General features: G+C 41.4%; 14 protein-coding genes and 1 pseudogene. 10 read left to right on the top strand and 5 right to left on the bottom strand.

Features of this window, described 5'->3' with window-relative positions; genetic code table 11:
• The first annotated feature begins 79 nt into the window (after positions 1–79).
• The 10 genes from H3V00_RS06845 (at position 80) to H3V00_RS06800 (ending at position 8,011) form a co-directional block, all read left to right on the top strand.
• The gene (locus H3V00_RS06845) at positions 80–934 is read left to right on the top strand and encodes a ParB/RepB/Spo0J family partition protein (protein WP_198190408.1); all 855 of its coding nucleotides are present in this window, start codon (positions 80–82) and stop codon (positions 932–934) included.
• Between the two features lie 206 nt (positions 935–1,140).
• Positions 1,141–1,473 carry an ATP synthase subunit I gene (locus tag H3V00_RS06840; protein ID WP_171991531.1) on the top strand — a complete coding sequence of 111 codons (333 nt, stop codon included), beginning with the start codon at positions 1,141–1,143 and terminating at the stop codon, positions 1,471–1,473.
• Positions 1,470–2,330, top strand: coding sequence for a F0F1 ATP synthase subunit A (gene atpB, locus H3V00_RS06835; RefSeq protein ID WP_084586237.1), 861 nt, complete (start codon positions 1,470–1,472; stop codon positions 2,328–2,330). Before H3V00_RS06840 ends, atpB begins: the two co-directional genes overlap by 4 nt.
• A 55-nt stretch (positions 2,331–2,385) precedes the next feature.
• On the top strand, positions 2,386–2,616 hold the full coding sequence (gene atpE / locus H3V00_RS06830; protein WP_078475492.1) for a F0F1 ATP synthase subunit C: 231 nt from the start codon (positions 2,386–2,388) through the stop codon (positions 2,614–2,616).
• Between the two features lie 64 nt (positions 2,617–2,680).
• Positions 2,681–3,151 carry a F0F1 ATP synthase subunit B gene (locus tag H3V00_RS06825; protein ID WP_078475493.1) on the top strand — a complete coding sequence of 157 codons (471 nt, stop codon included), beginning with the start codon at positions 2,681–2,683 and terminating at the stop codon, positions 3,149–3,151.
• A 4-nt stretch (positions 3,152–3,155) separates the two neighbouring features.
• Complete coding sequence (locus H3V00_RS06820; protein ID WP_025331625.1) at positions 3,156–3,692, top strand: F0F1 ATP synthase subunit delta; 537 nt, start codon at positions 3,156–3,158, stop codon at positions 3,690–3,692.
• A gap of 10 nt (positions 3,693–3,702) precedes the next feature.
• Positions 3,703–5,247: a F0F1 ATP synthase subunit alpha gene (atpA, locus tag H3V00_RS06815; protein WP_025331624.1), complete on the top strand. Its 1,545-nt coding sequence runs from the start codon at positions 3,703–3,705 to the stop codon at positions 5,245–5,247.
• 24 nt (positions 5,248–5,271) lie between these two features.
• On the top strand, positions 5,272–6,147 hold the full coding sequence (gene atpG / locus H3V00_RS06810; protein ID WP_025331623.1) for a F0F1 ATP synthase subunit gamma: 876 nt from the start codon (positions 5,272–5,274) through the stop codon (positions 6,145–6,147).
• A gap of 33 nt (positions 6,148–6,180) precedes the next feature.
• Positions 6,181–7,578, top strand: a complete 1,398-nt coding sequence (gene atpD / locus H3V00_RS06805) for a F0F1 ATP synthase subunit beta (RefSeq protein ID WP_025331622.1) — start codon at positions 6,181–6,183, stop codon at positions 7,576–7,578.
• Between the two features lie 10 nt (positions 7,579–7,588).
• Positions 7,589–8,011 carry a F0F1 ATP synthase subunit epsilon gene (locus H3V00_RS06800; RefSeq protein ID WP_025331621.1) on the top strand — a complete coding sequence of 141 codons (423 nt, stop codon included), beginning with the start codon at positions 7,589–7,591 and terminating at the stop codon, positions 8,009–8,011.
• A gap of 322 nt (positions 8,012–8,333) precedes the next feature.
• On the opposite strand, the gene H3V00_RS06795 is transcribed toward H3V00_RS06800, so the two are convergent.
• The 5 genes and pseudogenes from H3V00_RS06795 to H3V00_RS06775 all read right to left on the bottom strand — a co-directional run bounded on the left by H3V00_RS06795 (position 8,334) and on the right by H3V00_RS06775 (position 12,219).
• Positions 8,334–9,077 carry an SDR family oxidoreductase gene (locus H3V00_RS06795; RefSeq protein WP_084565262.1) on the bottom strand — a complete coding sequence of 248 codons (744 nt, stop codon included), beginning with the start codon at positions 9,075–9,077 and terminating at the stop codon, positions 8,334–8,336.
• 149 nt (positions 9,078–9,226) lie between these two features.
• Complete coding sequence (locus H3V00_RS06790; protein WP_232335953.1) at positions 9,227–9,553, bottom strand: carboxymuconolactone decarboxylase family protein; 327 nt, start codon at positions 9,551–9,553, stop codon at positions 9,227–9,229.
• Between the two features lie 30 nt (positions 9,554–9,583).
• Complete coding sequence (locus H3V00_RS06785) at positions 9,584–9,982, bottom strand: cupin domain-containing protein (RefSeq protein ID WP_084554680.1); 399 nt, start codon at positions 9,980–9,982, stop codon at positions 9,584–9,586.
• Positions 9,983–10,298: 316 nt separating this feature from the next.
• A pseudogene (locus tag H3V00_RS11660) lies at positions 10,299–10,478 on the bottom strand (DNA polymerase beta superfamily protein); the annotation flags it as partial.
• A gap of 172 nt (positions 10,479–10,650) precedes the next feature.
• The gene (locus H3V00_RS06775; RefSeq protein WP_198207252.1) at positions 10,651–12,219 is read right to left on the bottom strand and encodes a hypothetical protein; all 1,569 of its coding nucleotides are present in this window, start codon (positions 12,217–12,219) and stop codon (positions 10,651–10,653) included.
• Between the last annotated feature and the right edge of the window lie 73 nt (positions 12,220–12,292).

Below are 12,292 nucleotides of genomic sequence, written 5' to 3'. Positions count from 1 at the left end.
TAAGCATAAATTAAATGTATTTATGTAATAACAGCCTTTGCCACAATGTGGTGTTAATCCGGAAATTAAAGAGCGATACATGGTAAAAGCAAAAGGTTTGGGTGCAGGACTGGATGCCCTGCTTGGTTCCGGTAGCGATATTACCGGAGGGGATCGTTTAACAACAGTAGCAGTTACAGATATTATTCCCGGGCGTTATCAGCCACGAACCCAGATTGATGATGAAGGGTTACAGGAACTGGCTGATTCAATTCGTGCTCAGGGCGTTATTCAGCCAGTTATCGTACGTGAAATGGGGCTGCATCAGTACGAACTTATCGCTGGTGAGCGTCGCTGGCGTGCTGCTCAGCTTGCCGGGTTGCAGGAAATACCCGTAGTCATTAAAAGTATTACCGATGAAGCTGCGCTGGCAATGGGACTGATTGAAAATATTCAGCGGCAGAACCTGAATCCTATCGAAGAAGCCCAGGGGCTGAAACGTCTGGTAGATGAATTCGGTCTTACACATGATACAGTAGCCAAAGCAGTTGGCCGTAGCCGCAGCAGTATTTCTAACAGTCTCCGTTTACTTAATCTTCCTCAACCGGTTCAGGACCTGATGTATGGCCGTCAGCTGGAAATGGGACATGCCAGAGCTTTATTAACTTTGCCGGTTATCCAGCAAATTGACCTGGCACAGAAAGCAGTACAAAATGGCTGGTCAGTACGGGAAGTTGAGCGTCGCTGTCAGCAAATTCAGGCTAAACCGGAGGCTACCAAACGCCATCCGGCAGAAAAAAGCTGTGAAGTTCAACAAATAGAAGCGGCGCTTGAGCAGCGTTTTTCTGTGCCAGTGCAGGTACAAAGTAAAAATCAGCGCAGCGGCCGGATTATTCTACAGTTTGATAATCCGGAAACTTTAAGTCATTTATTACAGAAATTAGGACTAGAATAATTCCTGCAAACAGAAATTAACTGTGGCAAAATTGTTTAGTTGGGTTATCAGTTTAAGCAATATTGTAGAAATATATAGAAAAATTAATTAATTAGGTGTAGTTAATTTAACAAAATTTCACAAAATTACTTGACGATATTGTATTAGTTGATTATATTATTGCAGCTTACCGAAGTGTTTTTCAGGGTAACAGAATGAAGTGGATCATGTTTTGGCAAACAGTCATGTTGTTTGCCGCAGTTTGCGTGTCCGCATGGTTGTGGAATTATTCTGCTATCTGGTCAGCAGTATTAGGTGGGCTGAGTTACCTGATACCTACATTACTGGCGATATTAACTATTATTGCTGCAAAAAAATTACCGGCGCTATTACCTGCAACACTGTTAATGGCCGAGATTAGCAAAATTCTGATGATATGCCTGATGATGTTATTGGTGTATTTATGCTATTCCGCTGTTAACTGGTTTGCTTTCCTGACAGGACTAATACTGGTCAGTCAGGCTGGATTGTTCACATTTAGAAAAAGATTGTTATTATGAGCGGCACAGAGATGACTCCGGGCGAATATATTAGCCATCATTTAATTAATTACACCCAGAAATCACCAGATTATCAGACAAATCTGGTTGATTTCTCATTTCTTGATCTGGATACACTATTCTTTTCCATTTTGACCGGTGTAATCGCTTCTGCTATCTTGTTTATAGCAGCAAAACGTATGAAAGCAGACGTGCCAACCCGTTTTCAGGCTGCAATTGAATTGCTGATTGAATTCGTTGACAGTGCCTGCAAAGATATGATTCATAACGAGAAATCTCGTAAGATTATTGCTCCTCTGGGGCTGACTGTATTCATGTGGATTCTCTTCATGAATATCATGGATTTATTGCCGGTAGATTTACTGCCATGGGCATGGCAGCATGCTACCGGTGATCATCATGCCTATTTGCGTGTAGTACCTACTGCCGATCTGAATGCAACCATGGCCATGGCGATTTCAGTCTTGTTTTTATGTTTTGTTTATAATATTAAAATCAAGGGACTGGGTGGCTGGATTCATGAATTATTCAGTGTGCCGTTCGGTAACAAAGTTTGGTTGTTTATCCCAAACTTTCTGATGAATATTATTGAGTTTTTCTCCAAAACCCTTTCACATGGTATGCGACTGTTCGGTAATATGTATGCCGGTGAAATTCTGTTTATGGTTATTGCCTTAATGGGTGGTGCATGGGGTGTGTCCGGTGCCGCCGGTGTCAGTGATGTTATGCTGTTTATCCTGCAGATTATTGCAGGTCTGGCATGGGCTATATTCCATATTCTGGTAATCGCCCTGCAGGCCTATCTCTTTATGGTACTGACTTTTGTTTATCTGGGTCAGGCTCACGATTCCCATTAAGGGTCAGTTTATTTGTTGTAGTATTCTCTTTTTTTATATTTAAGGAGTTAAGTAAATGGGTGGTTTAATCGCTATCGCTTGTGGTCTGATGATTGGTATTTCTGCAATGGGTGCCTCTATCGGTATTGGTATGCTGGGTGCAAAATACATGGAATCTTCTGCCCGTCAGCCTGAATTAATGGGCTCATTGCTGGGTAAATTCTTCATTATCATGGGTATGATTGATGCTACGTTCATTATCTCCCTGGGCGTATCATTCTTATACTTTATCAAAATTGGTGGCTGATAAACTTGGATTTGCTGGTTGTTAACTGTTTTAATTAATAAACACAAATTCTAAAGGTTTAATCGTGAATATCAATGCAACCCTAATCGCACAAGTACTCGTTTTTATCATGTTTGTGCTATTTACGATGAAATTCGTATGGCCACCCATTGTCAAAGTACTTGATGCCCGTGCCGACAAAATTGCCGAAGGTTTGGCTGCTGCCGAACGCGGGAAAAACGATTTTGCTCAGGCGGAAAAACGCGTTGCTGATATCTTAGCCGAGGGTCGCAGTCAGGTCTCCGAAATGGTGGCCAATGCAGAAAAGCGTGCCGCGCAGATTGTTGAAGATGCCAAAACGCAGGCATCAGAAGAAGCTGCCCGTATCATGGCTCAGGCAAAAGCTGATGTTGAGCAGGAAGCCAACAGAGCCCGTGAAGCATTGCGTCAACAGGTAGCTGATTTGGTTGTTAAAGGTGCCGAATCTATCCTGCGCAGCGAAGTTAATCCTTCACGTCACGCTGATTTACTGGCGAACCTGAAACAGGAGCTGTAATCCCATGGCTGAGTTCGCAACCATAGCCAGACCATATGCAAAGGCATTATTCAGTCTGGCACAAGAACAGAATCAGATTGAGTCTTGGTTGGACGAACTGAAAACACTGGCTGAAATTATTCTGCAACCCAAAGTGCAGTTACTGATTGACGAGCCGGAAAGCGAATACACAGAAAAGGCAAAACAAATCCTGTCATTAGTGGATTTTACGCCGGCTGATGAATTAAAAAATTTCATCTTTCTGTTAGCGCAGAACAAACGCTTAACAGTTTTGCCAGAAATTTATACGTTATTCCAAGACTATGCTTTGTCCCTAAACGACATAAAAGAGGCCACTGTATACACGGCTTATCCCATTGACGAACAACAATTTACACAAGTCGTTTTAGATATGGAAGCCCATTTCAAAAGCCGGTTGAAAGCGCGTCAGGTGGTTGCCCCGGAATTGATTGGTGGCGTAAAAGTAGAAGTTGGTGACCAAGTATTGGATTTGTCGGTGCAAGGCAGATTAAACAGCCTGCATACGGCATTGATGAATTAGGAGAGTTTTCATGCAGCTTAATCCTGCTGAAATTAGCGATTTGATTAAAGCTAAAATCGCAAACCTGAACGTTGATTCAGAATTACGTACCCGCGGTACTGTAATGTCTGTAACTGACGGGATTGTGCGCGTTCACGGCTTATCAGACGTGATGCAAGGTGAAATGCTCGAGTTTCCCGGCAATACATTTGGTCTCGCTATGAACCTGGAGCGCGATTCTGTAGGTGCCGTGATTCTGGGTGAATCAGAACATATTAAGGAAGGTGACGAAGTTACCTGTACCGGCCGAATTCTGGAAGTACCGGTTGGCCGTGAACTGATTGGTCGCGTAGTTGATGCACTTGGCCGCCCGATCGATGGCAAAGGTCCGATTAATACTACACACACCGCTCCGGTAGAAAAAATTGCTCCCGGGGTGATTGCGCGTCAGTCTGTAGATCAGCCAATGCAAACCGGTTTGAAAGCCATTGACTCAATGGTACCGATTGGTCGTGGTCAGCGTGAGCTGATTATTGGTGACCGTCAGACTGGTAAAACAGCCGTGGCACTTGATGCCATTGTTAATCAGAAAGATACCGGTGTTATCTGTATCTATGTTGCTATCGGTCAGAAAGCTTCTTCCATTGCCAGTGTAGTACGTAAACTGGAAGAACATGGTGCCATGGATCACACCATCATTATTGCTGCCACTGCATCAGAAGCAGCTGCACTGCAATATATTGCGCCATATGCCGGTTGCAGTATGGGTGAATATTTCCGTGATAACGGCGAAGATGCGCTGATTGTATACGATGACCTGTCTAAACAGGCTGTGGCGTATCGTCAGATTTCCCTGCTTTTGCGTCGTCCGCCAGGTCGTGAGGCTTATCCGGGTGATGTATTCTATCTGCATTCACGCTTGCTGGAACGCGCTTCCCGCATTAATGCACATGAGGTAGAAGAACTGACCAAAGGTGCCGTTAAAGGTAAAACTGGTTCTCTGACTGCTTTGCCAATTATTGAAACTCAGGCCGGTGACGTATCTGCATTCGTACCTACTAATGTAATTTCGATTACAGATGGTCAGATATTCCTGGAAACAGACCTGTTTAACTCTGGTATTCGTCCTGCTATCAATGCCGGTATTTCAGTATCCCGTGTAGGTGGTGCAGCACAGACTAAAGTCATTAAAAAGCTGGGCGGCGGTATTCGTCTGGCACTGGCACAGTACCGTGAATTGGCTGCATTCTCGCAGTTTGCTTCTGATCTGGATGAAGCTACCCGTAAACAGCTGCGTCATGGTGAAGTTGTGACGGAACTGATGAAACAAAAGCAGTTCAGTACACTGAGCACAGGTGAAATGGCGCTGACACTGTGGGCGATTAATAACGGCTCTTATGATGATGTGCCGGTATCAAAAGCATTGGCCTTTGAAGCAGAATTTTTAAGCTATGTGCGTACCCAGTGTCCGAATGTGTTACAGGACATTGATACAACCGGCGCTTTGAGCGATGATAATGCCAAAGCATTGGACAACGCCATGAAGACCTTCAAATCGTCTTACAGCTTTGCGTAAGCGTGTTATTGAAAGGAGTCTGAAATGGCAGTAGGAAAAGAGATTCTCACCAGAATTCGCAGTGTTCAGAATACTCAAAAGATCACTAAAGCGATGCAGATGGTGTCAACCTCTAAAATGCGGAAGACTCAGGAACGGATGCGTCAGGCGCGTCCGTATGCCGATAAAATTCGTCTGGTGATGAGCCATCTGGCACAAACCCACTCTACTCATAACGTACCTTTATTGCGCAGTAATAATGATAGCAAGCGTGTTGGCTTTATTGTTATTACCACAGATAAAGGCTTGTGCGGCGGATTGAATGCAAATATTTTAAAAGCATTCTTTCATAAGGTGCAGGAATGTGAGCAGAATGGTCTGGATGCAGAGATTGTGTGTCTGGGCGGTAAAGGGCTGGCAGCCTGTAACCGTGTGGGTTTGAATGTCATTGCCAGTGCTGTGGGTTTGGGTGATACACCCAAAGTAGCTACATTATTAGGTCCGTTAACGGAAATTTTTCAGCGCTATGCCGAAGGTAAACTGGATGCTATTTATCTGGTTTATGCAGGTTTTATAAATACTATGCGTCAGGAAGCACGTCTGGAAACCCTGTTGCCGATTGGTCAGAATGTTCTGGATGAAGTATCTGAAAGCAAAGAGTTCGGCTGGGAATATGTATACGAACCATCACCACAGCAGGTGCTGGAATTTTTAGTCCGCCGTTATTTAGAGTCTGTGGTTTATCAGGCCTTATCTGAAAATATGGCTGCCGAACAGGCTGCACGTATGGTAGCGATGAAAGCTGCTACTGATAATGCAAGTAATGCCATTAAAGAATTGCGTCTGATATATAACAAATCGCGTCAGGCAGCGATTACCACAGAGTTGTCAGAAATTGTGGCCGGTGCTGCTGCTGTTTAAGCAGAACAGGTCAAATAAACTTAGGATGCGATAATGAGCCAAGGCAAAATCGTACAAATCATTGGTGCGGTAGTGGACGTTGAATTTCCGCATGATACTATCCCCAATGTGTATGACGCTCTTAAACTGGTTGATACTGATTTAACTCTGGAAGTTGAACAGTTACTGGGTGATGGTATTGTACGTACCATTCCGATGGGTACTTCCGATGGTCTGAAACGCGGTATGGCCGTAATCAATACCGGTGCTCCGATTACCGTACCGGTAGGCACAGCGACTCTGGGCCGGATTATGGACGTTTTGGGTCACCCGGTAGATGAGGCAGGTGAAATCAAAACCGATACTACCCGTTCTATTCATCAGCAGGCACCGAAATTTGATGAACTTTCCAGCTCTACTGAATTGCTGGAAACCGGCATCAAGGTGATTGATTTGCTGTGCCCGTTTGCTAAAGGCGGTAAAGTTGGTCTGTTCGGTGGTGCCGGTGTGGGTAAAACCGTAAACATGATGGAACTGATTAATAATATTGCTAAAGCACACAGTGGTTTGTCTGTGTTTGCCGGCGTTGGTGAACGTACCCGTGAAGGTAACGACTTTTATCACGAGATGAAAGATTCCAACGTACTGGATAAAGTAGCGATGGTGTATGGTCAGATGAATGAGCCACCAGGTAACCGTCTGCGTGTGGCATTAACCGGGCTGACCATGGCGGAATATTTCCGTGATGAAAAAGATGAAAATGGTAAAGGTCGCGATGTATTGCTGTTCATCGATAACATTTACCGTTACACACTGGCCGGTACTGAAGTATCTGCATTATTAGGACGTATGCCGTCTGCTGTGGGTTATCAGCCGACACTGGCTGAAGAGATGGGACGCTTACAGGAGCGTATTGCTTCCACTAAAACTGGTTCTATCACGTCTATTCAGGCCGTATATGTACCTGCGGATGACTTGACTGACCCGTCTCCGGCTACTACTTTTGCCCACTTGGATGCTACAGTCGTGCTGAGCCGTGATATTGCCTCTTTAGGTATTTATCCTGCTGTAGATCCGCTGGATTCCACTTCTCGTCAGCTTGATCCTGCTGTAATCGGTCAGGAACATTATGATGTTGCACGCGGTGTACAGACTACTCTGCAAAAATACAAAGAATTAAACGATATTATTGCAATTCTGGGTATGGATGAATTGTCTGATGAAGACAAGCTGACTGTAAACCGTGCGCGTAAAATTCAGCGCTTTTTGTCACAGCCTTTCCACGTAGCGGAAGTATTTACCGGTGCGCCGGGTAAATATGTATCTCTGCGTGATACTATTGCCGGCTTTAAGGCTATTCTGAGCGGTGAATATGATCACTTGCCGGAACAGGCTTTCTACATGGTAGGCAATATCGAAGAAGCTGCTGAAAAAGCGAAAACCCTAAACTAAGGAGCACTTGATGAGTACCATGCAAGTGGAAGTGGTGAGTAATGAAGAAAGCATCTACTCCGGAGAAGCGAGTTTTGTAGTCGTGCCTACTCTGGAAGGTGAGCTTGGTATTTTTCCTCGCCATGAACCCATTATGAGCCTGGTGCGTCCTGGTGCCCTGCGTTTGACAGTGCCTGGCCAGAAAGAAGAAATTCTGGTAGCCGTATCAGGTGGTGTCCTGGAAGTACAGCCGGATAAGCTTACGCTGTTGGCGGACGTGGCCGTTCGCAGTGAAGAAATGGATCAGCAGCGTGCCGAAGAGGCTAAAAAAGCAGCAGAATCAGGTATACATGAAGCCAAAGATGATGTTTCTCTGGTAAAAGCACATGTGGCTTTAGCTGCGGCAATTGCCCAACTGAAAACGCTGGACTATTTGCGCACGCATCGAAAATAAACAACTTTGATGGCAATCAATCTATAACTATCTGATTGCCTGACTGAGATGTTGAAAAGCCCGGACAATTTGTCCGGGCTTTTTATATCTGCACAGATTCAATCGAATGTTATCAACAATGAATTCATTAGATATACATCATTTAGTTGTTTAATGGTATCTGATTATGCTGAATATTTTATTGCATACAGGCAACTATGCTATATATGAAGAAAAAATATAAATGATCGTGATTCACTCCGTATCAGCTCACGTAATAAGAGTGTAATATCGGCTCAAACAGATGAATATTACACTCTTGTTGGTAAATCACATTTAACTTCTATGCTTGTTTAGTCGGATAAATAGTTAATTCACTAATATTGGTATCTTCAGGTTGTTCAATAGCAAAATTTACTACGCGCGCAATGGCGTCAGGGCTGATGCCTACCTGTTTATAGAGTTCAGTCATACTTTGTAAAACAGCAGTATCGGTAATGCTTTGTAAAAGCTCGGTATTGATTGCAGCCGGATATAGGGTAGTGGTGCGAATATTGGTTTGTTCGGTTGCACTTTCCTGCCGGATCACTTCCATCAGATTGCGTACAGCAAATTTGGTGGCTCCATAAACACCACAACCCATAAAGCTTTTGATACCGGCTATAGAAGAGGTGGTAATAATATGTCCCGATTTTTGTTTAGTAAAAATTGGCATCACTGCAGCTATACCGTTTAGCACACCTTTCAGATTAATATCAATCATGTCATTCCACTGTTGAGTTTGAACGGCACTGATTGGTGAGTTAGGCATGATTCCGGCGTTATTGAATATCACATCAACGCCCTGAAAATGTTTTTGTGCCAGTTCGACCAGTGTCTGCAGTTGTTCCGGTTGGCGCACATCTGTAACCTGATAAACTGCCTGACCGCCAGATTGAGTAATTTCCTGTTGCAATAATTGCAGTTGCTGTTCACGGCGTGCTGCCAGAACAACTTTAGCTCCGTTCCGAGCCAGTAAGCGGGCTGTTGCCGCACCAATACCGGATGATGCACCGGTAATAATAACAACCTTATTCTGAACACTCATATTTATTCCTTTGCAGATTGTAAAATTGAACATTACCGGCAGAAAATTTAATAAACCGGCATTTACTGTCTTCAAACAAATCAGAATAATTTGCAAATAAGTCTATAATCTGACAATTAATTTGTTTGATATGATGATTATTGCACAGATTACTTTTTAGTATCGTGATATATTTCTTTAGCCAGATTAAATGCTGACCATGCTTTGGGCCAGCCAGCATAAAAAGCCAGATGAGTGATAATCTCAACGATTTCAGTTTCAGTAATACCGTTTTGTCGTCCGATGTTTAAATGCGCGCGTAACTGCTCAAAGTTACCGGCACTGATCAGTGCGGCAATAGTAATCATACTACGCTGGTGCGCTGGTAATTGCTGTTCGCGAGACCACACCTCTCCAAATAGCACATCATCATTAAAATGTGCAAACTGGGGGGCAAAATCACCTAATAAATCATGGCCTGCTGTCTGTTTTTTCATGATTTTCTCCTATAGATTAAAAAAGATAAGTTAAAGATTGTTGTAATCACTGCTGTCTACCGGTTCCAGCCATTCACTTTGACCTTTAGTAATGGCTATATGGCTGAACCAGCTGTCTTTAGTGGCACCATGCCAGTGTTTGACTCCGGCATGAATGACTACCGAATCCCCGGGATTTAGCAGTCGCGCTGGTTTATCTGCTTCCTGATACCAGCCTTGTCCTGCTGTTACAAGCAGAATCTGATAGCCATGCAGATGTTTGTGCCAGTGATTATGGCAGCCCGGCTCAAAAGTAACATTGCTAACATCGACATCTACCTGTTCATCGATAGCGGCTAAATTAGATAAATAGCTTTGGCCGATAAAATATTGTGCATAATTAATATTAATCTTGCCTTGCGGAAAGATCTGTTTGAATGCTGTAGACATGGCTTACTCCTGTTGTTTCAGTATTTGAGTATAAAACTTAAAGTTAACTTTAACTCAAGAGTTATTTTGTATTGAACCAGAACCATTAACTTTAGATATAGTTTTAATTATGCAAAGATTAAAGTTATAAGATTGTAGATTTAGTTTTAGAAGTATAGCAGTTGTTTCAAGAATATCTATCTTAATCATAGATATAACGAAAGTATGCTTTTTAAATATATTTAGTGCCTCGAATTTCTTATTCTTTGAGATTTTGTCTACTATCTTTTTTGACCATTCGGACTGATTTATTATATTGATAGGTTTGCTCAATCTTTTATTCAAAAGGCGTAGTATTCGATTTTTGAAGCAGTTGTAAGATTTTTTTCAAATCCAAACCATGTATATCCCATTTATCATTAAATGGAAGAGTCAAAAGAGAAGCCGGATTATCAATTAATAAGTATTTAGCAAACGGATGAACATATATAAAACCCACATCATAATCACTACTTGGTGAAGAAAACCCCTAAGTGAGGCTGCCAGATTCGCAGGCAAAATAATTTTGATATTATTTTGCTGCTTTAATTCAGTCAGTTCTGTTTAATACGGTTTTGCCTATGTAATAAATATCACTATTAATTAATTTTATAAAGATTGTTTTAATAATAAGGCTATTAATCATTATCTTAAGTTAATAATGTGATGATTCTGTGTTTAGTTTTTTCATCAGGTTCAATAATTTCCAGTTCTTGAATTGCGGTTTTGATTCTTTCTGACCAAGATGACTGATCCCAGGCTTCTATAGTATTTAATGCTATATTGCGGTTTTGTATTATCGGGCTATTCAAGCCGATTAATATTAAGTCTTCTCCAACACCGGGAAAATGATTGAGTTCTTGTAAAATCAAATCTAATAAATTATGTGTGTCAATTTCTGTTTCATATTCATGGATTAATGCAGGGCCTGTTGCGATTTTAGCAAAATCATATTGTTGATTAGCTAATTGAATAACTTGCTTTATTCTCGGTAATGAATCACTTAGTAGTAAATAAGGCCACTGATCGCTATGATAATTTTTTTGATGTTTAAAATGTGCTTCCCATGCATCAAAGCCATATTGTGTATAAAGGTTTGCAGCTAGCTGAAATTGTTCCGTATCATTAGTTGTCAAAGTATTTTTAATCAAGTCTAACCATTTATCTTGCTTAATAACCTCATTTGCTTTGTTGATTATTTGATTTTTGATTTGCGTATCCCAGTTAGGATGATAATGGTTTACTTTATTAACCACAAAATCGTGTAATAACCAAACGGTTCGTAATATTTTCAGATCCGTTAAATTTGGTAGATTGAGTAAATGAGTTAAATAATTTAGACAGACTTTAGCACCAGCAGCATAGTTATGCATATCCTGAGTGGGTCCGCCGTTTATCAGCGCTTCAATAATTTCACTTGTGGAGCTGATTAATTCACTATCAATGGTTTCATGCGCTAAAGCTTTATCTAATTCACCTGACATTGCACAGGTATAAGCAAGATATTCATTCATCAAACTATTTCGATAGCCGGATCTTAGTAACCAGTCTTTTGTTGATGATGATAACGGATATGTTACTAAGCGATAAATGATATGAATACGTCCCCAACCATCAATTTTTTTTGCTAATGTCAGCAAGGCATTTTCAATATCGGTTTCAGATGATAGTGTATTTTGTAATGCGCCAGCAGAATATAATGAAAATTCTTCATGCATACCAAATAACAAAAATAATTCTGTTTGTTCGGTAGTAAAACATCCTAATATGGCAATACTGAATTTAATGATTTCACGATCCGGACTATTAAGTGCTAGCCAATAAATAAATTCGTATAATTTATCAAAATCAATAATGAGTTTAAGTATTTCCTCAGTTAAATCTTCAATATAACTTAAGGTTCGTCCTGTTTGGACTAGGGTGTAAAGTGTTTCAATATCGGATTGATTAGGTTGCGCAGTTATTTTGGTGAGTAATGCTAAAATTTTTTCTACACAACTTTGTTCTGCAGAGGCACTATGATAATTTGTAATTCCATCCCTCATTCTTGCTGCCTGTTTTATTTTTCTACTATCTAAGGAGTGATCAGGCAGAATTTTGGCCGTTTCGGGAAGTTTATCCGCGTTTTGATAAGGGAGTAAAAACTGATAAATACTGGTTTTATGGTTATCCCATACCAATGGAAAGTGTTGGCAATTAATATTATTCAGGTATTCCATTATTTTTCAGATTTTTAATATTTTAGAGTTTTATGTATGGTGTTAATCTCTGGTAAAAATTAAGTACGGTTAC

The sequence above is a fragment of the Snodgrassella sp. W6238H11 genome (assembly GCF_016100525.1).
GTDB classification, from domain to species: Bacteria; Pseudomonadota; Gammaproteobacteria; order Burkholderiales; family Neisseriaceae; genus Snodgrassella; species Snodgrassella alvi.
This window is presented reverse-complemented; position numbering and strand designations above follow the sequence as displayed.

Bases quoted from the DNA above. Each gene is read 5' to 3' on its own strand.
- H3V00_RS06845 (WP_198190408.1), top strand. From the start codon at position 80: ATGGTAAAAGCAAAAGGTTTGGGTGCAGGACTGGATGCCCTGCTTGGT.
- H3V00_RS06840 (WP_171991531.1), top strand. From the start codon at position 1,141: ATGTTTTGGCAAACAGTCATGTTGTTTGCCGCAGTTTGCGTGTCCGCA.
- atpB (WP_084586237.1), top strand. From the start codon at position 1,470: ATGAGCGGCACAGAGATGACTCCGGGCGAATATATTAGCCATCATTTA.
- atpE (WP_078475492.1), top strand. From the start codon at position 2,386: ATGGGTGGTTTAATCGCTATCGCTTGTGGTCTGATGATTGGTATTTCT.
- H3V00_RS06820 (WP_025331625.1), top strand. From the start codon at position 3,156: ATGGCTGAGTTCGCAACCATAGCCAGACCATATGCAAAGGCATTATTC.
- atpA (WP_025331624.1), top strand. From the start codon at position 3,703: ATGCAGCTTAATCCTGCTGAAATTAGCGATTTGATTAAAGCTAAAATC.
- atpG (WP_025331623.1), top strand. From the start codon at position 5,272: ATGGCAGTAGGAAAAGAGATTCTCACCAGAATTCGCAGTGTTCAGAAT.
- atpD (WP_025331622.1), top strand. From the start codon at position 6,181: ATGAGCCAAGGCAAAATCGTACAAATCATTGGTGCGGTAGTGGACGTT.
- H3V00_RS06800 (WP_025331621.1), top strand. From the start codon at position 7,589: ATGAGTACCATGCAAGTGGAAGTGGTGAGTAATGAAGAAAGCATCTAC.
- H3V00_RS06795 (WP_084565262.1), bottom strand. From the start codon at position 9,077: ATGAGTGTTCAGAATAAGGTTGTTATTATTACCGGTGCATCATCCGGT.
- H3V00_RS06790 (WP_232335953.1), bottom strand. From the start codon at position 9,553: ATGAAAAAACAGACAGCAGGCCATGATTTATTAGGTGATTTTGCCCCC.
- H3V00_RS06785 (WP_084554680.1), bottom strand. From the start codon at position 9,982: ATGTCTACAGCATTCAAACAGATCTTTCCGCAAGGCAAGATTAATATT.
- H3V00_RS06775 (WP_198207252.1), bottom strand. From the start codon at position 12,219: ATGGAATACCTGAATAATATTAATTGCCAACACTTTCCATTGGTATGG.